This window comes from Methylobacterium fujisawaense, assembly GCF_014138435.1.
Classification (GTDB): Bacteria; Pseudomonadota; Alphaproteobacteria; order Rhizobiales; family Beijerinckiaceae; genus Methylobacterium; species Methylobacterium fujisawaense.
This window is the reverse complement of the sequence record NZ_JACJIM010000002.1, coordinates 55,777-78,560: the sequence shown is the minus strand read 5'-3', so window position 1 is coordinate 78,560 and position 22,784 is coordinate 55,777. Positions and strand designations below refer to the sequence as shown.

26 protein-coding genes are annotated in these 22,784 nt (G+C 69.6%); 19 read left to right on the top strand and 7 right to left on the bottom strand.

The genetic code is table 11. From position 1 onward, the window contains the following. Window positions 1-31 precede the first annotated feature (31 nt). Genes GGQ91_RS05280 through GGQ91_RS05270 form a run of 3 tightly spaced genes read right to left on the bottom strand, consistent with a single transcriptional unit; the run spans window position 32 to window position 1,720 of the window. A complete protein-coding gene (locus tag GGQ91_RS05280; protein ID WP_182591538.1) occupies window positions 32-1,096 on the bottom strand; it encodes a tyrosine-type recombinase/integrase in 1,065 nt (354 codons plus the stop codon). Then, the gene (locus GGQ91_RS05275; protein WP_182591537.1) at window positions 1,086-1,331 is read right to left on the bottom strand and encodes a hypothetical protein; all 246 of its coding nucleotides are present in this window, start codon (window positions 1,329-1,331) and stop codon (window positions 1,086-1,088) included. Before GGQ91_RS05275 ends, GGQ91_RS05280 begins: the two co-directional genes overlap by 11 nt. Next, window positions 1,328-1,720 carry a hypothetical protein gene (locus tag GGQ91_RS05270; RefSeq protein ID WP_279898387.1) on the bottom strand — a complete coding sequence of 131 codons (393 nt, stop codon included), beginning with the start codon at window positions 1,718-1,720 and terminating at the stop codon, window positions 1,328-1,330. The genes GGQ91_RS05275 and GGQ91_RS05270 overlap by 4 nt, the downstream gene beginning before the upstream one ends. Here GGQ91_RS05270 and GGQ91_RS05265 point away from each other — a divergent pair. From GGQ91_RS05265 to GGQ91_RS05255, 3 genes are all read left to right on the top strand, one after another. Next, complete coding sequence (locus GGQ91_RS05265) at window positions 1,668-3,635, top strand: phage portal protein (RefSeq protein ID WP_182591536.1); 1,968 nt, start codon at window positions 1,668-1,670, stop codon at window positions 3,633-3,635. The genes GGQ91_RS05270 and GGQ91_RS05265 overlap by 53 nt on opposite strands. A gap of 138 nt (window positions 3,636-3,773) precedes the next feature. Next, the gene (locus tag GGQ91_RS05260) at window positions 3,774-4,667 is read left to right on the top strand and encodes an HK97 family phage prohead protease (protein WP_182591535.1); all 894 of its coding nucleotides are present in this window, start codon (window positions 3,774-3,776) and stop codon (window positions 4,665-4,667) included. Continuing rightward, a complete protein-coding gene (locus GGQ91_RS05255; RefSeq protein WP_182591534.1) occupies window positions 4,664-5,971 on the top strand; it encodes a phage major capsid protein in 1,308 nt (435 codons plus the stop codon). Before GGQ91_RS05260 ends, GGQ91_RS05255 begins: the two co-directional genes overlap by 4 nt. A gap of 50 nt (window positions 5,972-6,021) precedes the next feature. Here GGQ91_RS05255 and GGQ91_RS05250 read toward each other — a convergent pair whose 3' ends face one another. Continuing rightward, window positions 6,022-6,759, bottom strand: a complete 738-nt coding sequence (locus GGQ91_RS05250; protein ID WP_343066759.1) for a hypothetical protein — start codon at window positions 6,757-6,759, stop codon at window positions 6,022-6,024. Next, complete coding sequence (locus GGQ91_RS05245; RefSeq protein ID WP_182591532.1) at window positions 6,737-7,240, bottom strand: hypothetical protein; 504 nt, start codon at window positions 7,238-7,240, stop codon at window positions 6,737-6,739. The genes GGQ91_RS05250 and GGQ91_RS05245 overlap by 23 nt, the downstream gene beginning before the upstream one ends. Window positions 7,241-7,509: 269 nt before the next feature. Between GGQ91_RS05245 and GGQ91_RS05240 the strand changes: the two genes are divergently transcribed. The 8 genes from GGQ91_RS05240 to GGQ91_RS28360 are packed head-to-tail and all read left to right on the top strand — an operon-like array spanning window position 7,510 to window position 10,677. Next, entirely contained in the window at window positions 7,510-7,785 is a 276-nt protein-coding gene (locus GGQ91_RS05240; protein WP_182591531.1) for a hypothetical protein, read from the top strand. A gap of 12 nt (window positions 7,786-7,797) precedes the next feature. Next, window positions 7,798-8,277 (top strand): head-tail connector protein, encoded by a 480-nt coding sequence (locus tag GGQ91_RS05235; protein ID WP_182591530.1) that lies wholly within the window; start codon window positions 7,798-7,800, stop codon window positions 8,275-8,277. Then, window positions 8,277-8,618, top strand: coding sequence for a head-tail adaptor protein (locus tag GGQ91_RS05230; RefSeq protein ID WP_182591529.1), 342 nt, complete (start codon window positions 8,277-8,279; stop codon window positions 8,616-8,618). The genes GGQ91_RS05235 and GGQ91_RS05230 overlap by 1 nt, the downstream gene beginning before the upstream one ends. After that, window positions 8,618-9,196 (top strand): HK97 gp10 family phage protein, encoded by a 579-nt coding sequence (locus GGQ91_RS05225; protein ID WP_182591528.1) that lies wholly within the window; start codon window positions 8,618-8,620, stop codon window positions 9,194-9,196. The genes GGQ91_RS05230 and GGQ91_RS05225 overlap by 1 nt, the downstream gene beginning before the upstream one ends. After that, window positions 9,193-9,666: a tail completion protein gp17 gene (locus GGQ91_RS05220; RefSeq protein WP_182591527.1), complete on the top strand. Its 474-nt coding sequence runs from the start codon at window positions 9,193-9,195 to the stop codon at window positions 9,664-9,666. The genes GGQ91_RS05225 and GGQ91_RS05220 overlap by 4 nt, the downstream gene beginning before the upstream one ends. Before the next feature lie 2 nt (window positions 9,667-9,668). Next, a complete protein-coding gene (locus GGQ91_RS05215; RefSeq protein ID WP_182591526.1) occupies window positions 9,669-10,112 on the top strand; it encodes a phage tail tube protein in 444 nt (147 codons plus the stop codon). Beyond that, entirely contained in the window at window positions 10,109-10,552 is a 444-nt protein-coding gene (locus GGQ91_RS05210; RefSeq protein WP_182591525.1) for a GTA-gp10 family protein, read from the top strand. The genes GGQ91_RS05215 and GGQ91_RS05210 overlap by 4 nt, the downstream gene beginning before the upstream one ends. Continuing rightward, window positions 10,549-10,677, top strand: coding sequence for a hypothetical protein (locus tag GGQ91_RS28360; RefSeq protein ID WP_281375004.1), 129 nt, complete (start codon window positions 10,549-10,551; stop codon window positions 10,675-10,677). Before GGQ91_RS05210 ends, GGQ91_RS28360 begins: the two co-directional genes overlap by 4 nt. 49 nt (window positions 10,678-10,726) lie before the next feature. Here the strand turns inward: GGQ91_RS28360 and GGQ91_RS05205 are convergent, their stop codons facing one another. Further along, on the bottom strand, window positions 10,727-11,713 hold the full coding sequence (locus tag GGQ91_RS05205) for a helix-turn-helix domain-containing protein (RefSeq protein WP_182591524.1): 987 nt from the start codon (window positions 11,711-11,713) through the stop codon (window positions 10,727-10,729). 422 nt (window positions 11,714-12,135) lie between these two features. Between GGQ91_RS05205 and GGQ91_RS05200 the strand changes: the two genes are divergently transcribed. The 3 genes from GGQ91_RS05200 to GGQ91_RS05190 all read left to right on the top strand — a co-directional run bounded on the left by GGQ91_RS05200 (window position 12,136) and on the right by GGQ91_RS05190 (window position 17,094). Continuing rightward, entirely contained in the window at window positions 12,136-13,224 is a 1,089-nt protein-coding gene (locus GGQ91_RS05200) for a helix-turn-helix domain-containing protein (RefSeq protein WP_343066758.1), read from the top strand. A gap of 876 nt (window positions 13,225-14,100) precedes the next feature. Then, on the top strand, window positions 14,101-14,652 hold the full coding sequence (locus GGQ91_RS05195) for a PAS domain-containing protein (protein WP_182591523.1): 552 nt from the start codon (window positions 14,101-14,103) through the stop codon (window positions 14,650-14,652). Window positions 14,653-14,841: 189 nt separating this feature from the next. Beyond that, window positions 14,842-17,094, top strand: a complete 2,253-nt coding sequence (locus GGQ91_RS05190; RefSeq protein WP_182591522.1) for a hypothetical protein — start codon at window positions 14,842-14,844, stop codon at window positions 17,092-17,094. Here GGQ91_RS05190 and GGQ91_RS05185 read toward each other — a convergent pair. Then, window positions 17,045-17,440, bottom strand: a complete 396-nt coding sequence (locus tag GGQ91_RS05185) for a hypothetical protein (protein WP_182591521.1) — start codon at window positions 17,438-17,440, stop codon at window positions 17,045-17,047. The genes GGQ91_RS05190 and GGQ91_RS05185 overlap by 50 nt on opposite strands. Before the next feature lie 156 nt (window positions 17,441-17,596). On the opposite strand from GGQ91_RS05185, the gene GGQ91_RS05180 reads away from it, so the two are divergent. From GGQ91_RS05180 to GGQ91_RS05160, 5 genes are read left to right on the top strand one after another with little or no spacing between them, the layout of a single operon-like run. After that, window positions 17,597-18,181, top strand: a complete 585-nt coding sequence (locus GGQ91_RS05180; RefSeq protein ID WP_182591520.1) for a hypothetical protein — start codon at window positions 17,597-17,599, stop codon at window positions 18,179-18,181. Next, window positions 18,148-18,555 (top strand): DUF6950 family protein, encoded by a 408-nt coding sequence (locus tag GGQ91_RS05175; protein WP_246410584.1) that lies wholly within the window; start codon window positions 18,148-18,150, stop codon window positions 18,553-18,555. Before GGQ91_RS05180 ends, GGQ91_RS05175 begins: the two co-directional genes overlap by 34 nt. Beyond that, the gene (locus GGQ91_RS05170; protein WP_182591519.1) at window positions 18,555-19,991 is read left to right on the top strand and encodes a phage tail protein; all 1,437 of its coding nucleotides are present in this window, start codon (window positions 18,555-18,557) and stop codon (window positions 19,989-19,991) included. Before GGQ91_RS05175 ends, GGQ91_RS05170 begins: the two co-directional genes overlap by 1 nt. A 7-nt stretch (window positions 19,992-19,998) precedes the next feature. After that, complete coding sequence (locus GGQ91_RS05165; protein WP_182591518.1) at window positions 19,999-20,673, top strand: hypothetical protein; 675 nt, start codon at window positions 19,999-20,001, stop codon at window positions 20,671-20,673. 24 nt (window positions 20,674-20,697) lie between these two features. Beyond that, window positions 20,698-22,782, top strand: a complete 2,085-nt coding sequence (locus tag GGQ91_RS05160; protein ID WP_182591517.1) for a hypothetical protein — start codon at window positions 20,698-20,700, stop codon at window positions 22,780-22,782. Window positions 22,783-22,784 lie beyond the last annotated feature (2 nt).

Genomic DNA, 22,784 nt, shown 5'->3' with positions numbered 1-22,784 from the left:
AACGGCTTAGCGGTCTTTCCGGAACCGCACATCACGCCGTTTGCAAGTCCGTTTGCAAACCGACCCGGTTCCGACGGTGATCGTCGAGCTTCGCGATCGCTGATTCGGCGAGGCTCCGCGTGCGGGCGAGATAGCGATCCAGAATCTTTTGTGCGTGTGCTTGGCTGTGCCCGGTGATCGTCGCGATTTCCGGGACCGTGCAGCCGGCCTCGGCCAGCATCGTCACCGCCGTGCCCCGGAGATCGTGGAAGTGCAGGTCCTCCGTGATTCGCGCGGCCGCGAACGTCTCGCTCCATACCTCGTGGAATCGGCGCTTGCGCCAAGGTGCCCCGCGAACTGCGACGAGGATCGTCGTAGCCCGGCGCGGCGCCGCATCGAGCGCAGCCTTCAAGGCCCGCGTCGCCGGGACGAAGACGAGCCGCCGGCTCTTACCCTGGCGCAGCGTGATCGCGTGCCCGTCCCAGGCGCTCCAGGAAAGCGTCAGGAGATCCCCCTGCCGCTGGCCGGTGTGGAGCGCGAGCATCATCGCGAGCCAGATTTCCGGCGTGGCCGCCGCGGCGAAAGCCGCGACATGCTCGGGCATCCAGATCCGCTCGGATCGATCCGAGCGGTAGGCGCGCTCGAACGTGGCGATCGGGTTGTGGGCGAGATGGCCCTGGTCCACGCCCCAGGCAAAGATCGTCGCGAGCCGCGACAGCTTCATGTCGGCCGCACGCGGATGGGCCTCGGCGAGCTGCTCGTGCCAGCGCAGGAAGCCCGGCCGGCTGCGGGGATTTTCGACGATCTTGAGCGGGGTGGTGCCCCACTTCGCCTCGCAGGCTCGGACGTCGAACTGGGCGTTCTCCCGCGTCGTCTCGGAGAGCTTCTTCGTCCAGGCCCGGCTCGCCTGATATTGGCGGATCAGCCACGCGACCGTGCCCGCGCTGCGCGCCAGCGCGGCTGTGCGGCCTGCCGCTTCGAAGGCGGCGAGGAACTCGGCCGAGCCGGGTTCGCCCGGGAGCTTCGTGCCTGTCGCACGGTGATAGTGGTGCGTGCGAATCGTGCCGTCGGCGAGTTTGCGCCGGACGGTGTTGATGCCCTTGAGCCTAACGCGCATGTTCCGCCAACCACTCGTCGATCGACGGACCGGGATCGGACAGCAGGCCGGATCGTCGATCAAGAGCCCGGTCGATCGCTCTGCGATCCCAGCGGGTTGTGCCCGTCATGGCCCGTGGCACGATTCCCCGGCGCACCCAGTCATCGAAGGCCGCCAGCGATTCGCAGCCGCAATACGCCGCCGCCTGCTCGCGGGTCAGGCCCCGTGGAATGAGACCCGGCGGCAGCGTCGTCATCCCGATCTCCGCGCGGGAACGAGTCGTTCGGCCTTCAGATACGGCCGGCGCTCGATGATCGTCGCCGGGTCCCGCCAGGACTTGCGGCCGTCCCGCTCCCGCCGGTCCTCGTCGCGGAAGATCGCCGCGAGGCGGTTGAGCAGCCGCCAGACCTTGAACCGCGTGGCCGTGGCCCGGTCGTGGCGCAGGGCCATGAACAGGTCGTAGAGCTCGGCCCCGCGCCGGGCCCGCCGGTTGTTGAAGACCATGCGGCAGGCCGGCCCGCAGAACTCGGCGCCGCTGACGGCCGCCGCGAAGGGCCGGCCGCATTCCAGGCAGATGTGGCGCGCGCCGCCGATGCGGGACGGGGCCGCCCAGGTTCGGGCGACCGGGTGCTGGCCGGCGCTCACGCCCCGACGCTCCGGCGTCGGAGCGCCTGCGCCTGGCGCACGAGGTCCTGCCCCGCCGCCCGGAGCCGGGCCGGCGGCACGGTGGGAGACGAAGGCCGCGCCGCTGCGGGCCGACGACGCCAAGGCGGCGCGGATCTGGGGCCGGCTGTTCGGCTATGCCGATGCGGCCGCCGGCAAGCCGGTCACCCCCGACACGGCCCTGCAGGTCTCGGCCTTCTGGGCCTGCGTGAAGCTCCTGGCGGAGACGATCGCCACTCTGCCGCTGGCGCTCTACCGCCGCGAGGCCGATGGCGGCCGGAGCCCCGCCCCGGATCACCCGCTGAGCCTTCTGCTGCGGGTCTCGCCCGACGGCGAGCACACGGCAGTGGAGTTCTGGGAGGGCGCGGTCCTGTCCCTGTGCCTGCACGGGGACGCCTTCGCCGAGAAGATCCGCGCGGGCGGGCGCCTGATCGCGCTGCAGCCCCTTCAGGCCGACCGCGTGACGGTCCGCCGGGATCCCGACGGCGCGCTGGTCTACGATTATGCCGACCCGCTGGGCGTCCGGTCGCTCGGCGAGGCGGACGTGTTCCACCTCCGGGCCTTCGGCAGCGACGGCCTGCGCGGGTTGTCGCCCCTGAAATTCGCCCGGCAGACGGTCTCGGCGGCGCTGGCGGCCGACGAGGTGTCGAACAAGCTCTTCGCCAACGGCGTGCGCCCGAGCGGCGTGCTCCAGATGGACCAGGTCCTGAAGCCGGAGCAGCGCAAGGACCTGCGTGAGAACGTGGTGGCGCCGCTGGCCGGCTCCAGCAACGCCGGCGGCGTGTTCGTGCTGGAGGCCGGGATGAAGTTCTCGGCCGTCAGCCTGTCGCCGGCCGACAGCCAGCTGCTCGAATCGCGCCGCTGGCACGTGGAGGAGATCTGCCGCTGGTTCGGCATCCCGCCGATCCTGATCGGGCACGCCTCCGAGGGGCAGACCATGTGGGGCACGGGCGTCGAGCAGATCGCCCTGTCCTGGCTGGCGCTCGGCCTGCGGGCGCAGCTCCGGCGGATCGAGGCGGCGATCCATCTCCGCCTGATCGAGCCGGCCGAGCGGGCGACGCTCTACGCCGAGTTCGCCGTGGAGGGCCTGCTGCGGGCCGACAGCGCGGCCCGGGCCAAGCTCTACGCCTCCTTCGCCCAGAACGGGATCATGGATCGCGACGAGATCCGCGAGAAGGAGAACCTCGACCGCCGCGGCGGCGGGGCCGCCAAGCTCACGGTGCAGGCGAACCTGCTGCCGATCGACGATCTCGGCACGGTGGCGGTGATGCGGCGGGAACGGCCGGTGGCGCCGAGCGCGGAGACGGTCCCGCCGGACGGAAATCGAGCGGGCGGAGGTGGGCCGACCGGCCGCGGCCCTTTTGACCGCGAAGCGCTGTTCGGCGCCCTCGACGGCGCGCACGCGGGACTGAAGGCGTTCGATCCGGCGAAGCACCCGCGCGATGCGGACGGCCGGTTCGCCGGAGCCGGCGGCGGCGGACGGGCGGCGAAGCGGCTGGCGACGCGCGCCCTGGCCGACCGGTCGCACCGGGACGTGCTCGACCTGGGCCGCGTCCACGGAGCGCGGTTCTCGGCCCATGCGGGACAGGACGTGGACGGCTGGCGGCATGGCGTCACGGCGGAATTCGTTCGCCACATCGACCGCCGGCATGGCCCCGGCAGCGGCGAGGCCAACCCGATCACGCCCAGCGACTACCGCAACCTGCCGCGCCTGCTTCGGAAGGGAACGGTCACGCGCGGCGGCAAGACGCGAGGGCAGGCGCTGCAGGGCGTCGTCGTCAGGCACACGATCCGTGGGCAGACCTACGAGGCGGTGCTGGCGGTGCGCAAGCGGAGCCGATCGCTCACGCTACACACGTTCTACAAGATTGGGGGCAGAGGTGGCGCGGCCCGCTGATGCCGCGTGCCCGATCTCGCGATCGCCCTTGGGCTTGACGTCCGAAACGGTCGACGGGTCCGCGCCTGACCGAAGGCTACCCGATCCGTCGGCCCCGTTCAAGAAATCCGACCCAACGTCCGGTCCGAGGAATCCCCTATGGACACCGTCATCGTCCCCCTCGAACTGAAGTTCGCGGGCTCTCCCGATGCGGGCGAGTTCGAGGGCTACGGCGCCGTCTTCGGCAACGTCGACCAGCACGGCGACCGGATTCTGCCCGGCGCCTTCGCGGCGACTTTGGCCGAGCGCAAGGCTGTTGGCGGCACGGTGCCGATGCACGTCAACCACGGCCTGCCGCAGCTCGGCGGCCAGCGCGCCGTCGGGATCTGGACCGATCTCGCCGAGGACGGGAAGGGCCTGCGCGCCAAGGGCAAGATCTCCGGCATGAACACCGATGCCGGCCGCAACCTGTTCGAGCGGGTGAAGGACGGGGCCTTCCCGGGCTTGTCGATCGGCTACCGGGTCGCCCCCGGCGGGGCGATCTACGGCGCCAAAGCCGGCGAGCCGCGCCGCAGCCTCAAGGCGATCAATCTGGGCGAGATCAGCCTCGTGGACACGCCGTCGAACGGCCTCGCCCTGGTCGACGCGGTCAAGACGGCCCTGGCCCAGCCCGACGCCGCGGCCGCCGCCGCCTCGATCGCCGCGGCGATGCGCCTGCACGACAAGCACATGGGGGCCGACCCCTACGGAAGTCCCACGCTGAAGGAGCGTGCGCAGGTGATGAACCATCTGCGCGACGGATTCGAAGCGCTGACCGGCTCCCGTGCGCCCGAGGATCTGGACGCCTGGAAGGTCGCCCCGACGCTGCGCGATGTCGAGGCCCTGCTCCGGGAGGAGTGCGGGCTTTCGCACAAGCAGGCCCGCTCCATCGCCGCGCGTCGCTTCACGGCCGCCCCGCGGGTCGAGGGCACGGCGACGCCCGAAGACACGGCCGCGCTCTGGGCGCTGCTGTCCGGTTTCAAGCTGCCTCAACTCTCAAGGGATCGATCATGACCGTTCACCGCACGCAAACCGGCGGCATCCCGGCCTCGTTCCTGGCCGCCTGTGCTCTTCCCGGCCTGCCGCGCGTCGCCCTCGACAAGCCCAATGAGGGCCGGGATGCCGACATCGGCACGTTGGCGGCCGAGCTGAAGAAGGCCACCGACGAGGTGAAGGCGTTCGCCGAGAAGGCCGAAACCGAGATCAAGAACCTCGGCACGATCACCGGCGAGACCAAGGCCGACGCCGACAAGGCGCTGACCGAGATGGGCGGCCTCACCGCCCGGGTCGGCGAGCTGGAGCAGAAGCTCGCCCGCCGTGGCGCCCCGGCGGGCGGCGAGGAACACAAGTCGGTCGGCCGGATCGTCGCCGAGAGCGAGGCGGTGAAGGCGGCCGGCCTGCGCGGCGATGCCTGGAAGGGCTCGCTGGCGATCGAGGTGAAGGCGATCACGTCGGCGAGCGCCACCGGCACCTCGGCCACCACCGCCCTGGTGCCGGCCGACCGCGTCGCCGGCACCAGCCTGCCGCGCCGGCCGATGACGATCCGCGCCCTGCTGCAGCCGGGCCGGACCACTTCGAGCATCATCGAGTATGCCCGCCAGACGGTGCGCACGCTCAACGCCCAGACGGTGGCGGAGAATCCCTCGGCGGCCAAGCCGCAATCCGACATCCAGTGGGACATCACCAACACCAAGGTGGCGACCATCGCGCACTGGATCCCGGCCTCGAAGCAGATCCTGGCGGACGCGCCGCAGCTCCAGAGCGAGATCGACGGCGAGCTGCGCTACGGGCTGGAATTCGCCGAGGAACAGCAGCTCCTGCTCGGCGACGGCACCGGCACCAACCTGCTCGGCCTGCTGCCGCAGGCGACCGCCTACGTGGCGCCGTCGGGCGTCACGGTGGCGGGGGAGACCCGCCTCGACCGGCTGCGGCTCGCCATGCTCCAGGCGACGCTGGCGCTCTACCCGGCCACCGGCCACGTCCTGAACCCGACCGACTGGGCTGCGATCGAGCTGACCAAGGACGATCACGGCCGCTACATCTGGGCGAACCCGGCGGGCCTCGTCGGTCCGACGCTCTGGGGCCTGCCGGTGGCGGTGTCCCTGGCGATGCCGATCGGCACCTTCCTCACCGGCGCGCTCGCCTACGCGGCGCAGATCTTCGACCGGGAGGATGCGAGCGTGCTGATCTCCACCGAGGACCGGGACAATTTCGTACGCAACATGGTGACGATCTTGGCGGAGGAGCGGCTGGCGCTGGTGGTGCGGCGGCCACAGGCGTTGATCAAGGGGACCTTCGCGGCGCAGAGTGGAAAGTGAGCGACCGTTTGATCTCCCCCTGAGAAACGCTCGGGTATTTGCCGGACTTGTTAAGACGCAAATTTATCGAAAACATTCAGGAGGAGCATCTCAATATGTGCAGCAACCGCGTTAGCGCCAACTTTTAGACTGTTCGGGTGACCACAGCCGTTTCGCAAGTTTAGGCCGGCCGCAAGTTGCGCTTTCACGTTCTTCCCGATTACTCCGACCGCAGCAATACGATCGAGAAAATCGGACTCCTTCATGCGTCCGAGGTCGTCCGTGGTTGCTGCAATTTTCCACTTTCCATCAACCTTCTTTGCCTCAGCGTTGAAGGCAATAAGATGGTTGGCCACAACTTCGTTGTGCAGCACGCCGATAGCGGCGAGCCACGACATAACGATAGCTGACCGATAGAGGGCTGCCTCGTGGCATTGGATAGCTTCAATTATGAAGGCGCGGGTCGTTTCATCCTTGATCGACGCTAAGTGCTTGCGCAGGTCTTGTGCGACTTTCGCGGCCGCGGGCGGAAGCTTGCTGACACCGAGTTCGGTTAGCCGTGCATGACCCTTTTCGGATAGCTCATAACCGCCGGGCACCCTGAGGGTTGTCCCTTTTGCTTTTGACAGGATGTCGGCGACGTTCCACGTCTTCATGTTGCAGCCGGCTACTTGAGCCTGCGCCATGATTGCGGGGTTCTTTACCGGCTGGCCGATGCTCGCGATGACAAGGAGAACCTTGTCTGCACGGGATAGGCCGTCTCGCTGCAAGGCGAGCTTTAGGTCGTCAAGATGTAACAATTTTGGCACTCAGACGCGCCAACTCACCTGCAGACAGCGACATCTGTTCGCCCGTCAACGTCATGATCTGCTTCGCGGCTACGAGCCTCTTCAAGACCGCACTTAAGTTTCCGCTCATTGTTTGATTGTAGTATCCATGAGCATTCTGCATACTCAATAGAAGCTCTTTACGACTGAAGCTTTTCATCCCCTGGCAGATTTGCAAATGACCGGCGGCAGCAAGCACGACATCCTTTGCTGATTTTCCTCCAAGGCGAGCTGCGACAGTCTGCACTGAGAGATTAGAAATGCCAGATTGATCACCCGCGCCTTCATCCCCGTTTTCAAGATCTTTCTGCGTAGGCAGCGCATCGAAATTGCCCGAAGGCACAGCAACAGCGAACGACTCGATATGGCTGAACAGATCTTTTACAGCCTCATTATCGTATACAGCATCACCTTCGTACTCAAACTCAATGTGGCCTACTTTGATTTTTAGCTTCGTCGGCATGATCGTTCCTTTTCGTCGATAGAATATCAAGGAACGCACCGAGTTGAAGGCGCCTTAAAGCCCACACCAGAAGTTGCTGTGGATGAGCGCATCCGAGGAATAGCGCGCGAGCACAGACGCGCAAATCGACTAAATGGCAATTATTTCTGAAATATTCATCGGTAAAATTCAAGGGAATTTATTATTTTGTTTATGATTATAGAGATAGATGTCAGTTTCTAATCTTTGAATACCGACAAAGAGCTTTCCGCACGATCCAGGAGACATTCATGTCCGACCGCATCGCCATGACGGCCAACACAGTCTTCCACAACCCACGCATCCAAAACGCCAAGAATGGCCTCGTCGAGGCCGGCGACACGTTCGAGACCGACCTCGCCCATGCGCAGGACCTGGAGCGCCTCGGCCACGCGATCCCGCTGGCGGGCTCCGTGCTCGGAGCCGAGCTGCCGCCGCTCGAACCGCACTACCAAGTCAGCGAGACTGCGCTCCGCGCCGACCGGGCGCGCCGCCGCGCGGCCGAACCGGCCACCGATCCGGCCTGATCGAAGCGGCCGATGCTCGTCACCGTGGTGGTGCCGCCCGCGCCGATCATCGCCCTCGATGACGCGAAGGCGCATCTGCGGGTCGATCACGCCGACGAGGACGCCCTGATCGCGGGCCTCGTCGAGGTGGCCACCGCCTGGCTCGACGGTCCGGACGGTTGGCTCGGGCGGTCCCTCGGCGAGCAGGTGCTGGAGACCGACTTCTCGGTCAATCTCGATCCGGACGACCGGGTCTATCCGTGCCCGCCCGCCACCGGCCTCCTCGACGAGACGCCGGACCCGGAATCCGGCACCGTCACGGTGCGCTGGCGCGCCGGCTACCCTGTGGTGGACGGGCGCAGCACAGTCCCGGCGCCGATCCGGCACGCGATCCTGCTGATGGTCGGCCACCTCTACGGCAGCCGCGACGCGGTCACCACCACGGCCGCCCAGCCGGCCGAGCTGCCGCTCGGCGTCCAGGCCCTGCTCGCGCCCTACCGGATCTGGGGCTGATGGATCCCGGCCGGTTCGACACCCGGGCCACGATCCTGCGCCGCGCCGTCGTGGCCGACGCCGACGGCGATCCCGTCGGCGCCGGCGCCTACGCCCCGGTGATGACCCTCTGGGCGAGTTACCGGCCGCAGGGCGCCCGCGAGGCGGCGCAGGGCGGCCGGGCGCAGAACGTCGAGACCGGCACCCTGACGATCCGCGACAGCGCCCAGGCCCGTACCGTGACCAACGCCGACCGCGTGGCGCTCCGGGATCGCGACTTCAACGTCACCGGGATCGGCCTGCCGGACCGGCGGACCGGCACGATCCAGCTCACCATCGCCACGGATCTCGGGGGCGCCTGATGGTCGATCCCGCCGCCGCCCTCGGCGCGGCCCTGCAGGGACAGGCCGCCCTCGGCCTGACGGGCGCGGCGCGCGGCTTCGACCGCGCGCCCGGCCTGCTCCCGGGCCTGCGCCTGATCGACACCGTCGCCGGCGTCGTCGGGGTCGAGCGGATCTCCGGCCAGCTCGCGAAACTCGCCGTGAAGCTCGCCCTGCGGGGCGACCAGGCGAGCCAGCAGGCCGCGCGCGCGATGGTCGACCTGATGCGGTCCCGGGTTCCGCGGGACACCGGCCTGCTGCTGAACGGCATCGGCTACCGGCGCGCAGGCGATCTCTACGTGGTCGAGGCCACGGCCGACCGGGCCGGCACCGACTACGCCCTGGCGGTCGAGGCCGGCCACCATGCCGGCGGCACGCACGCGGATGCGGATCTCTTCGCCGACACGACGGGGCAGGGCGGCCGGCGGCTGCGCCCGTCGCACGAGGCCGACGTGCCGGGCCAGCCGTTCTTCTACGGCTCGGCCCGCGAGGCCCTGGCGGACTGGCATCGCGCCCTCGACGACGGGATCGGCGCGGCGGCCCGGGAGGCGGAGCTGTGACCCGGCCGACCACGCCGGAGCTCGCCCTGCGCGACGCGGTCCGGACCCTGCTGCGGGCCGATGCCGGCTTCGCGGCGCTGGCGGGACGGCGGTTCTACGACGAGGTGCCGGCCGGTCTCGGCCGCGCCGAGCCGCACCCGGCCGAGGCCCGGCCGCCCTACGCCTATCTCGGCCCGATCCGGCGGGCCGGCTACGCGGAGAGCTGCGTCGCCGCCTGGACGATCCAGGCGCGGCTCTACGCGGTCTCGACCGCCTACGACCGGGACCAGGGCTGGCTGCTCGCCGACGCCATGATCGCGGCACTCAACGGCCTGGAGCAGCCCGACCTGCCGCTCGCCGCCCCCTACAGCCTGCGCACGCCCCTCGAGGTGGTCCAGGCCGGCGACGTGATCGACCCGCTCCAGGCGAAGTCGGTGTTCCTGGATCTGCGCACCACCGTCGTCCGGCCGCTGCCGGGAGAGGAGACCTGACCATGGCCGCGCCCGCCCTGCTGCCCGGCAACCGGTTCCGCGCCTATCGCGGCGCGGGCTCGCCCCTCGTCTACCACTTCGTCTGCCTCGCCACGTCGATCACCCTGACGCTGACGAACAGCTACGAGGACGCCACGGTCGCCGATTGCGACGACCCCACCGGCATCCCGGAGCGCAGGAGCGTGCTGACCTCCCGGTCCTGGGGCGGCCGCATCGCCGGGCAGATCGCCGCCGACCACCTCGACGAGTTCCGCGCCGACGCGACCGGCGACACGGCGGTGCCCTACCAGTTCCGGATCGACCCGAAGGACGGGCAGGGGGCCGGCGCGTGGTCGGGGAAGGTGTTCGTCGAGAATTTCGAGATCACCAAGAGCAACAACGGCATCGTCGCCTTCACGAGCCAGTTCCGGGGCGACGGCCCGCTGGCCTGGGGGGCGTGGACGTGAGCGCGGCCGAGACCGGCCGCACGCTGGTGACGGCGGACTTCGCCGGGCGGCCGTGCCGGTTCCAGCTGCGGCTCGGCGAGATGGCCGAGCTGGAGCGCCTGTGCGGCGCCGGGATCGGGGCGATCTTCATGCGGCTCGGCACGCACCAGTTCTCGCACCGGGACGTGTGGGACACGATCCGCCTGGGTCTCGAAGGCGGCGGCCTGAGCGGCGTCGCGGCCTCGGCCCTGGTGCTGCGCTACCAGGACGAGCCGCTGATGGAGTTTCTGCCGCTCGCCGGCCGGATCGTCGCCGCGGCGGTCAACGGCGTGCCGAAGGTGGCCGACGCGGCGGGAAACGCCGCGGCCGAGGGGGAGGGGACAGCCGACCCGGCGACCTCTCGGTCTTCTACGGCGCCGGGGCGGTCGCGGGATTCGCGCCGGAGGCGGTCCGCCGGATGACGCTCGCCGAGTGGCACGTCGTGGTGGCGGCCTTCATCGCAGCCCACGGGCCGCCGGAGGCGGGGGGTAGCGAGGACGAGTTCCTGGCCGTGCTGGCGGAGGAGATGGCGGCGGGGCGGGCGTGAAACGTTCGCCGCCGAGCCTGCTTGCAACCCTAAACGGCCACTCAGCTGACTAGGACGACGACCTGAAAGCGGACGCAACCGACCGCACGTCCTGCGTGTGCGCTTGTCGGTATTCACGGGGGCTCATGGCGTAGCGATCCTTGAAGCGGCGGGCGAAATGCGCCTGGCTGCTGAAGCCGCAGCCGTAGGCCACCATGCCGACGGACAGGTGTGCATAGGCCGGGTCGGTCAGGCGCTTGGCTGCCACCTCCAAGCGGCGTTCCCAGATGTAATCGGAGATGTGCCGGCTGCGCTCGTGGAACAGTTCCTGCAGCCGGCGTAGCGACAGCCCCATTGCGGCGGCGAGCTGTGGTGGATCCAAACTCGGATCGCCAAGATGGGTTTCAACATAGGCCTTGGCACGCTGGACCGTGATGTTGCCGTGTATGGGACGCGGCACTTCCTGCGCCAACCGTTCGGCGAGGCTGGCCACGATCAGGTCGATCCCGATCGATGCCATGCGGGCGGCCGCGTCGGGGCCGAGTCGATCGGCGACCGCGACCAAATCCTGGATGTACGTCCGCGCCAGGGTCGTGGAGGCGTGGTCCCCGTCGACTCTGAGGGCGCTGAACAGCCGGGATGGGCCCAGCGCGGCTTCCAGACGATCGCGCGGCAGATCCAGGATCAGGGTACTGCCCGTCTCCGTCTGGACGACGGCTGGGCGTGCGTCGAGGACGAAAAGGTCGCCCTTCCGACATTCCGCCTCCTGGTCGCCTTGTTGGGCAATAGCCCTGCCGGAGAGCATCAGGACCGCGTAGGCCCGATCGGAACGGCCGTCGCGCCGGACCGCGTCAGCCGTCGTTTCGCTGCGCATGGCCGTGTGTGCGAAGTGCGAAATCGGCACGGAGCCGATATTCGTAGCGGCTATGCTGCCCTTGAACTGGGTCTCGTCGATGGTCTTCAATTCCACCTGGACTAACTGATCACAGACCATCTCGCGCCACTGGCGAAACGCGTTCCGGGGATGGATTTTTTCTGTCGAAAAAAACGGTTGCATTCGAGGCCTCGGCGCCCCCCGCCACCATCCGGTGGCGAGGAATGAAGGCCTGGGCGTGTATTGTATATAATGTGCGACAGCAATAAACGCATCGCTCGCTTGGGCGCGGAACGGCGATCCGTCGACAACCACGGCCGCTTGAAAGGAGACAGGCAGGAATCCACCTCTACCTGGTCGTAGGCCTCTATCTCCTCCCACTGGAAGCAGATCTTCTCAGGTTGCAGGTACGGGCACGGGCGATCGCGGCATGTCACGTTGTTTCGTAAACCGCCCCTATGCGAAGACCGACGCGCCAGCTTGACTTGGCCTCTCACGTCTTCATTGTCCGATGCACAATCCCGACAGGCACATGTATCTGAAAAACCATCGGATATCCGACAGGATACAGTTATGCGTTCGAAGCACGCGATGCTTTCGAGAATGTGGTCAATTCCGCTTCACATTCTTCCAGCCTGCATTCCGCACCCAAAGCCAATGCTTGCGCCACTGACATTCGGAATATTGCTGCAAAAAACATCAATGCCGTACATATCCCAAGGGCAATGAAGACCATATTCTCGACAGACGGGTTGTTGCCAAAGGACCGGTTTCGGCATTGGCGCGAGATCTGCGAAGATCGTCTCGTCCCAATGGAACAAAGATCTCTAGACGATGGGCAGTTTGACGCCACAATCGACGGCATAAGTATTGGCGGATTGGATTTTACCAGATTCGCGTTGCGCAATCTCAGGGCTTCGACGACACCTAGAACGCTACGACACGAAAATCATAAAACCGACTATCTTTTCATGAGTATTGTGCTAAATGGTACCGTAAAGGCAGAACAGAACGATCGATCAAGCACGGACGGAACCGGCGACTTCGCGATCCGCGATACAAACACACCATGGACGATCGAGCACGACGGGTACAGCGAGGTGCTGGCCATCGCGATTCCACGGGCGCGGATAGAGGACGTGCTAGGCCCGGCCCGGCTCTTCGCCAGCCTGACCGTCGAAGGCCACCAACCTGTAGCGACCCTGGCCCGCTCGTTCTTGACGCGCATGTTGGATCAGGCGGATCGGATGCGGCCGGAAGTCGCCGAGCGCATGGCTGGGGTAGGGATTGATCTCGTCGTCGCCAGCCTCGCCGAGCGCATCGCCCGGGAGGTGCCGGAGCCTGTCCACGGCTCTCTCGTCGTCCAACGTGCCAAAGCCCATGTCGAGGCGAACCTCCACGACCAGACCCTCGATCCACCGCAACTCGCCGCCGCCGTGGGCGTGTCGTTGCGCCGGCTCCAGCAGCTGTTCCAAGAACGTGGCCAGCACATCTCCGACTGGATCTGGCGGCGACGGTTGGAGGTTGCGAGCAAGCGCCTTTCGGATCCAGCTTGCGCCCACCTGCCAATCGGCATGGTCGCCTACGAGGCCGGCTTCACTAGCCAAGCTCACTTCTCTCGTCGCTTCAAGAAACATCACGGCATGAGCCCGCTTGAGTACAGGCATGCCGCTATCCTGCAGAATCGCAGATAGCTGCTCTCTGCTGCTCCGCACGGCGTTCCACAAGCCGACGTTACGCGAAAGGCCGTCTGAGGATCGCAGCTGGACCTCGGCCCATCACCCGGAAGCGGACGGTCCGTCTCCGACCCAACCCAGTCGCCTCGATAGCTAGCGGCGTTGCCCAAAAGCGGCCGTTCCTTGGCTTTCTCAGCTGCTCGCCCGGCCAGCTTTTCATAGGTTGGGGCGCTTGCCCGGCATCGTATCTACGGTGCTGTGGTCGGCTTCGGCTGACCGCCACGCCCGTCCACAGATATGCCCCTCAAGCTGTCGAAGGCGGGCGTGGACGCTCCTGCTCCCCCATCGATGGTCTCGTCAGCGTCACCCGCACCTAGGCGTCGTGCGGCGGCTCGGGGATCCTGGGCAGGGCGCTGACCGCTTCACGAAGTACGAGCAAAAACCTCTATCCAGCTGCCATGTCGGAGGATGCGGCGAGGTTCTGCACGTACCGGAGACAGGTTCGCCTTATCTCAGGATCTGTGAGCGTCGCGAATAGCCTCAGAAGCTCTAATTCTTCCGATATGGCCGTGGCAGGCGACACGCCTCGGGGGTGGCCTTTCAGAAACACGTCCTCGCTGACGCTGAGCGCCTCCGCCACGCGCTTCAGGGCGCTCTTGGTACGGTCGCCATCCATTCTCGTCACCTTTTTGTGCCGAGAGCGAACCGCCCTCACCGTTCCAAGCCAAGAAAACAATCTTCTCCAACGTGCAACCCTATCCCGAATTGCAATTCACGATTGCGGCAACAGACCGCAGCTTGTGAACCCTGTTTGTCGGAGGCGGTTTGTTGCCGCCCTCGTTGTCAGCGCAGCATTAATCGGGTTGAGAACGTGGGCACGGCGGAGGGAGCTAAATGTTCTTCATAGCTGGGATGGCTCCTGCCCTACGCGCAGCTGGGCTCATCGGCACCTGGGGCACGAACGTCGCTGCAGGTCGCTCCGTGCTCGATGAGGGTGCGGCCGCCCTGCTGGCGGGCAACGCCGCTCTCGCTGGCCAACCGCTCCCCCTTGAAGCAGCCCTCGCACGCACGCACCCAGACGATCGCGATTGGGTGTTCGAGCGCATCCGTCGCGTCCGGCAGACTGGCGGCCCATTCTCGGCGGAGTTCCGGATCCTGACGGATATGAACGAGGTCCGCTGGGTGCTGAACCGCGGGGCGCTCACACCCGATGAAACTGGTGCGATGCAAGGTCGTGGCGCTTACATTGACACTACCGATGCTCACCGCGACGCCTTCATCTCCGCTGCCTCGCTCAGCCAGGATCCTGTCAACACGTTAGACGTCGCTGCAGATCATTGCATCGCGGCGCACACGGCGCTTGAAAGGGGCGGCCACTTCGATCTGCATCGCATATCCGAGATGCTGTTGTTCGGTATTGGGCAGGCGCTCGCACGGCGCGGATAACGCGCGCTCTCGAAGGTCCGCTTCCGCCTTATGTTTGAGCGGAAGCGGACGGGCAGAAATCCACCCACAGCAGACCTCCCGGCAACGCAGCGATGGCAAGCACCTGACCACAGCCGCGTCGCCCAAGGGCGTGACGCAGTCTGTCCCGATCCGTCCTGAACCGCTGACGCCGCGCCCCGGAGACGCCCCATGGCCGAACCGCTCGTCATCTCGTTCGCGGCCGACACCTCCCGTGCCCAGGGCGCGATGGCGACGCTGGCGTCGCAGATCGTCGGCAACATGGCGACGATCGGTGTCGCCATGTCGGGCGGCGCGGCCAACAGCAACACCTTCGGCGCCTCGCTCCAGGGCCTCGCCAACAACGCCCAGCGGGCGGCGGCCGCTATCGGCCAGGACGTGCGCTCGATCGCGTCCGCCACCGCCAACGCGGCCACCGCCGACAAGGCCACCCTGGAGGGCGTCGTCCGCGCCTTTACGGGCGCGGCCGTCGGCTCGAACACCGCCGGCGCGGCCGTGCGCACCGGCCTGTCGGCCACCACCTCGACCATCGCGGGCGTGGCCGCGCAGATCCCATCGCTCAACACCCTGCTGGCGGCGTTCCTCGGCTTCGAGGCCGCCAAGCTCGTGTTCGACAGCGTGGCGGCCTCGATCGAGGCGGCGCGCGCGCATATCGCGGATTTCGTCCGGATCGGCCGCGAGGCCGAGAAGGCCGGGGTCGGCGCCGGTTTCTTCCAGCGCGCCACCCTCGATGCGGAGAAGTTCGGCCTGACGGTCGAGCAGGTCACCGCCGCGCTCCAGCACGCCCGGGCGGCGAGCGAGGTCCGGATCGGCGAGGGCCGGGACGGCGCGAACAGCGCGGCGATCGACGCGCGCCTGACCCAGAACGTCCGCGCCGGCAACCTCGCGGCCGCCGACAAGGCGTCGTTCGACGCCGCCGACACGCAGGAGGCCAAGATCAAGGTCGTGCTCGACCTGATCGACAAGCTCCGGGCCGACCAGCGCGACCTCGCGGCCTTCGACCTCGCCGGCCACTTCTTCGGCCCGGATTTCGAGCGTCAGCTGCGCAGCGGCGTCGACCTGACCGGCCAGCTGCGGGAGACGCTCGCCAGCACGGCGACCACCGTGGCGGGCGTGCGCATCGTCGGCGAGGACGAGGTCGAGCGGGCCCGGGCGCTCGACGCCAAGGCGAAGGACATCGCCGACACCTTCGCCACGGCCCTGGCGCCGATCCAGCGCGACATCTCGAACGCGGTGCTCGACACCTACCAGGCCTTCCTCAGCGTCGAGAGCGTGATCGCCCGCGTCGTGCAGGTCGCCGCCAACCTCTACCAGACGGTGAGCGGCGTGGTCGGCAAGGTGCGCGACCTCGTCGGTTCCATCCCCGGGATCGGCAAGATCCTCACCGCCGGCAACCCGCTCACCTTCTTCCAGGAGGTCGGGCGCGCGACCGGGCTCGTCGATCCGGAGCAGCAGGGGCCGCCGGCGCCCCTGACCGTCCGGGTCCGCCCCAAGGGCCCAGACCGCTCGGCCGTCCTGCCGTCGCTGCACGTGCCGAGGGGCCGGGGCGGCGGGTCCGAGGGCGAGAGCCTCGACGCGGTCGAGACCCTGATCAAGCAGCTGGACAAGGCCCGCGACACGGCGAAGGCCGAGCTGGAGACCGTCGGCAAGACCAATGTCGAGCGGGAACGGGCGGTGGCGCTGGCCAAGGCCGAGGCTTCGGCCCGGGAGGATGCGCAGCGCGGCAAGCGCGCGGATCCGGCCCTGGACGCGGACGAGCGCGCCCGGGTCCTGTCGGCCGCCGAGGCGATGCAGCGCTACCGGGACGCCACCGAGAACGCGCAGCAGGCCCTGCGCCAGAGCGCCGAGGCGGCCCGGTTCTTCGCGCAGGCGGCCTCCGACGGGCTCGCCGAGGCGATCGTCAACGGCAAGTCGTTCGGCTCGGTGCTGACCGACCTCACCAAGCAGCTGGAGCGGTCGGTGCTCAGCGGCCTCCTGACCGGCACCGGGCCGCTCGCCGGCCTGCTCGGCACGGCGCCGCTGGCGAGCGCCGGGCCGAACGCGAGCGGCGGTCTCTTCGGAAGCCTGTTCGGCGGCGCGGTGCGGAGCGGTGCCGGGGAGGGCGGCGGCCTCGCCGGACTGTTCGGCAGCCTGTTCCGGGCCAATGGCGGACCGGTGGCCGCCGGGCAGCCGGTCACCGTCGGCGAGATGGGGCGCGAGCTGTTCGTGCCGAATGCGGATGGCCGGATCGTGCCGATCGCGGGCGGCGGCGCGGGCGGCGGCCCGCAGGTCTCGATCGGCGGCGACACCATCTCGATCACCTCCGCCCAGGGGGTGACGCCGCAGCAGATGCTCGCGGCGCTGGCGCAGCGCGATCAGCAGTTCCGCCGGAACATCAACGGCATCGTCGCCGAGGGCCAGCGGCGTTACCCGCGGGCCGGCTGACCCCCGCGCCCGGCGTCAGGAACACCGGTGCGCGATCCGCGCGCGCGAGGGCGTCCCGCTCGCCTTTCAGCGCCGCGATGCGGGGTTCGAGATCGTCGTTGGTCAGCGATCCGAGCGGGATCCCGGTCAGGAGCACGCCGGCCGTATCCGTCTGGCGAATCGCGCTCTGCGCGTTCGACGCCTCCAAGAGCTGCGCGGTGACCTGCGCGTGCGATTCGGCGAGCTGGCGGCAGGACGCGGCCGAGAACCGTGTCTCATCGACGGCCGCCGCGCCGATGGAATCCGGCGCCTTGGCACAGGCGCACAAAGACATGCCGGCAACCGCTGATAGTATAATGTGGCGCATGGCTTCCCATCGTCAGTCTAGCGGCATCCTGTCCCCAGGATCCGCGCAACATCATGACAGATCGTCGGCCCGAACGCCGCATGGCGATGCTGGCGGTTCGGCGAGTTATGCGACTTGGACGGCGCCGATATCTCAGCCTGATCTTCGGGTGGCGTGATGGGGATCTTCGACGCCGCCGCCTTGGCGGCGCTCGCCGGCGAGACCATCACCGCCGAGGTCCTGGCCTTCTTCGACTTCCGCGACGCCCCGCAGCGGGTCCATGCCGGGTTCGGCACGCTCCGGGCCGGCGGCCACGACTGGCAGGGCCTGGGCGGGCTGGGATCGGTCTCGGACATCGAGAGCGCGGTCGGCGGCATCGCCCCGGTAGTGACCTTCACCCTCGCCGGCGTCGGGCCGGAGATCGCCCGCGACGTGATCGACGCCCGGACCGCGGTGAAGGGCCGCGACTGCCGGGTCTACCTCCAGCTCTACGGCGCCGACCTCGCGCCGCTGGGCGGCCTGTACACGCTCTACCGCGGCGTGATGGACCGGCTGACCCACACGGCGGCCGGGCCGGACGCCTGGACCGCCCAGCTCACCGCCGAGACCCGGTTCTCCCGCCGGGGCCTGCCGCCCTTCGGCAACCTGACCGACGCCGACCAGCAGCGCCGCCATCCCGGCGATGCCGGCCTGTTCGACATCGCCCAGATGATCAACCGGAGACGGCCATGGAATCCCGAGATCCCGGAGACCAACAGCTGAGCGCCTTCCTGCGCGCTGCGGCCCGGGCCGACTTCGTCTGGGGCACCTGCGACTGTTCGCTGGTGATGGCCGACTGGTGCCGCGTCCGCCGCGGCGTCGATCCGGCCGCGCGCCTGCGCGGGCACTACCGCACGGCGCTGGGCGCCCGGCGGACGGTCCGCCGCCGCGGCGGCTTCGAGACCGTGGTACGCGCACTGATGACGGAAGCCGGCTTCGCGACCACCGAATCCCCGCGCACCGGCGATGTCGGCCTCGTCGCGCACCCGCGCGTCGGGCCGGCCTGCGCGATCCGCTGCCCTCTGGGCTGGGCGGTGAAGAGCCCCGCCGGCCTCGCGCTCGGCCCCTGGCCGGCCCGCGTGGCCTGGCGCGTCTGATGCCGGCCGCGATCGGCGCCGCCCTGATCGGCGAGCTGGCGCTCGGCGCCACCGCGGAACTCGTCGTCGGCTACGCGGTCGTGACGGTCGGCACCGTGGCCCTGCAATACGGCGCCCAGGCCCTGCTCGGCTCCGACAAGCGGGCCGACCATCAGGTCACCGTCCGGCAGGCGGTGGCGCCGCGGCGGCGCGTGCTCGGCCAGGCCAAGCTCGGCGGCGTGATCTTCGCGCTGGAGACGCTGAAGTTCAACGACACCAACACGGTCCTGTACCGCGGCGCCGTGCATTGCGTCGGGCCGGTGCAGATCCTGCAATACTGGTTCGGCGACGTGAAGACCGGCCTCGGGGCCGGCTCCGGCGGCTTCGTCCCGGACAGCGTCTACCAGGGCAAGGTCGTGATCGAGGGCCATGCCGGCACGGAGGACCAGCCCGCCTCGGCCGCCCTGCTGAAGCTGCCGTACTGGACCGACGCCATGCGGCTCAAGGGGCTGTGCTACAGCGTCGTCGTCGCCACGCCGCTCAAGAAGGGCAGCCAGATCTTCCCCGAGGGCGCGCCGGACGTCCGGCTGCTGGTGGCGGGCGCGCCGTCCTACGACCCGCGCACCGGCGGGTACGCCTACACCGACAACGCCGCGCTCCTGCTGCTCGACTACCTGATGCACGACAGCGGCTACGGCCTCGCCCGCGACGAGATCGACCTGCCGAGCTTCATCGCCCTCGCCGACGTCTGCGACGAGCCGGTGGCCCTGGTCGTCCCGGACCCGAACGGGGCGACGACCGAGCCGCGCTACCGGTCCTGGGGCAGCTACGACTACACCGAGCCGCGCTCCGACGTGCTCGGCCGGCTGCTCGCGGCCTGCGACGGCGAGATCTACGAGGATGCCGACGGCCGGGTGGCGGTGCGCGGCGGGCGCTGGCAGCCGCCGACCTTCACGATCACCGAGCGCATGATCCTCGGCTGGGACCAGCTCGAGGAGGGCGACGAGGCCTACAACACCTTCACGCGGATCAAGCACACCTACACCGACCCGTGGCACGATTATCAGCCCACCGAGGGCGACCCGTGGGACGACCGAGCGGCCCAGGCGGTCCAGGGCGTGATCCAGACCGAGCGCAGCTTCATCCGCGCGCCCTCGCACAGCCAGTCCCGCCGGCTCGCCAAGATCGCCATGGCGAAGGGCAACCCGCGCTTCCGGCTCTCCGGCCTGCGGCTCTCGCCCGCCGGGCTGCCGGCCTACGGCGCGCCGACCGTGCGGCTGGTCCTGCCGTCCTTCGGCATCGACACGACCTTCGCGGTGATGCGCGGCACGCTGGCGATGGCGGGCAACGCGCTGACCGGCGTCAAGCTCGACCTCGTCGCCCTGGACGCCTCGGCCTACGCCTGGGCTCCGGCGGAGGAAGGGGCCCGGCCGCCCCTACCCGACACGGCGACCTGAGGCCGGCATGGCGGCGCCCCTGCCGTGGCCCGGAATCCTGGTGCCGTCCGCCGAGGACTGGTCCCTGCGCGGCGGCACCCGATCCGGCGGCCAGAGCTTCGAGGGCAACGAGCTGCTCGTCGCCTCGCCCACCGCCCGGTGGAAGGCGGCGCTGACGATCCCGGCCTACGGCCGGGACAGGATCTGCGCCCTGCGCCGGGTCGTCGCCCTCGGCCGCTCCCAGCTCTGGTCCGTCGGCCCGTACGAGCGGCCGCGGGCGCCCTGGCCGATCGAGCCGGTGGTGGGCGGCGCGGTCACCGACCGGACCCCCGGCCTCGCGCAGCCGCCGCTGGCCTTCAGCCTGATGCTGGACGCGGCCGCGAACGCCGCCGCCATCGCGATCCGGCGCGACCGGGGCGGCCTCCTGGCGCCCGGGATGATCTTCTCGATCGGCGGCCGCCTGCACGTCATCGTCGGCCTGACCACCGCCGACCCGGCCGATCCGGCGAGCGGCCTGGCGATCCCCGGCGGCGTCGGGGTGGCGATCCGGCCGTGGCTGCGCACGGACCTGCCCGCCGGCACGCCGATCGCGTTCGGCGCCCCGGTCGGCACGATGCGGTTCGCGAGCGACGACACCGGCGCCCTGGACCTGCAGCTGTCCCGGTACGGGACCGTGACCCTCGACCTCGTCGAAGCCTTCTGACCCCCTCAGCACTCCGGGACCGGCATGGCTCTTCCGAAGCCCTCGCTCGGCGCGACGCCGGCCGCCAACGTCGCGCGCATCGGCGACGCGTTCGACCTCCTCGACGGCCTGGTCGCGGCCCTCGCCGACGAGCAGGCGGCGCGCGTCGCCGGCCTCGCCGCCGAGGGACGCGCCCGCGACAGCGCGATCGCGGCGGCCGTCGCGGCTGAGGGCCAGCTTCGTCAGGCCGCCGTCGTCGCCGAGGGCCGGGCGCGGGGCGACGCCATCGCCCGGGAGCAACAGGACCGGACGGCGGCGGTCGTCGCCGAGGGCCGGGCCCGGGCTGCGAGCGACACGGCCCTGGGGGCGCTGATCGAGCGCTACCGCGCCGACGGCGTCGCCGACACCGCGCGCGTCGGGGAGGCCGGATGGGCCTTCGCCTTCGCGGCGACCGTGGCGGAGCTTCAGGGCGACGGCTCGGCCCTGCCGGCCTTGCCGGCGACGCTGCGCGCGTTCGGGGACAACGGCGCGGTGGCCCGCCTGACCGGGCCCGGCCTCGTCGCCACGCGCAGGCGGGTCGCGATCGAGCCCGGCCGCGTCTACCGCGCCCGGTGGGTGGTGCAGCGCCGGGCCGACGCCGCGGATCCGGCCAACGACGCGATCCGGCTGGGGATCGCGTGGTTCGACCAGGCGGGCAACCGGCTGCCGGACGGCGCGGGATCGTCGTTCACGGCCGTGGCCGATCTGAAGGGGACGACGGTCGCGGCCGGCCGCGTCGAGCGGCAGACCACCCTGGGGCGGCAGGCGGGCGCCGGCACGCTGGTCGTCGCCCCCCGCGCGGCCCGGTACGCCCGGCCGTTCGTGCGCGTGTTCGGCCCGGATCCGGTCACCGATATCGAGGTGCTGCAGCTCGACGACGTGTCGAACGCGAGCGTGTTCGCGCCGCTCGCGGCCGACGCCCTGGCGCGCCTCACCGCGCTGGAGAGCGGCCACCTCGCCGTCCGCGTGGCCGCCCTGGAGAGCGCCGTGCAGACCCCGCTCTGCCTCACCTTCGCCAGCCGGGGCGACGCCGCCGCGGCGACGATCCCCGCCCAGGTGACGACCCTGGCCCTGCGCGGACGCATGCAGGCGGGGGACGGCCGGGGCGGCGATTACCTGCGCGTCGCCACGCCGCCGCCCGCGGGACAGGGCTTCCGCTCCCGGGACGGCGCCTACTGGGCGCCCGTCCGGCCCCTCGACCTCGCCCTGGGCGGCCAGCCCTCGGTCGCGGATCCCGGGCCGGCCTGGTCGGGCTACCGGCGCCTCCACGACACCTTCCGGGTCGCCGTGAACGACTACCCCGCGGACGCGCAGTTCGGCTCGAATCTCTTCGGGGTCACCGAGGCCATCGTGGGGGCGGTGGACGTGCCCGCATCGAGCGACGCGGGCAATCACAGCGTCGGCGTCGCCGGCTACGCGCGCACGTCGTCGAGCAGCCAGGGCGGCGTCGGCCTGTTCGGCGGGGCCTTCGCCGGCGCGAACGGTCAGCCTCCGGGCGCCGCGTCGATCTGGGGCGCGAACACCCTGGTGTCGAACTGCGCGCACCACGTCGATCCGTGGGGCTTCACCGACGTGATCGCCTACGGGATCGAACTGGACTTCAACATCCGGAAGCAGAAGGACGGGTCCGACGTCAACGTGCCGGTGCGCGGCCTGTACTTCATCGGCGACAGCGACACCAACGGCCTGGCGATCTGCACCGTGATCGAGGTCGATCAGATCGGCATCAACCGGGGGATCCCCTGGAAGACCGTGCTCGTCACCAACGACGGCGCCGCCCAGGTCGCCCTGGACATCGGCGCGACCGCCAGGACCCCGAATGCCGGGTCCCAGCCGATCAACCTCCGGGCGATCGGCCCGGGCGGCGCGGGCCGCGCGGGCCTGATCCAGCTCAGTCCCCTGGGCGACCTCGTGCTGCCGCCCCACCGGGGCAGCGGCGTCAACGTCGTCGACACGGCCGGGTCGGTCGCGCTCCAGGCCGCCGCCGGCCTGTTCAAGGTCAACGCCGACGGCAGCGGCGCCCGGCCGGTCACCTACGGCGCCCCCGACAGCGCCGGCGCCGGCTACCGGGCCCTGCGCGTCCCGAACTGACC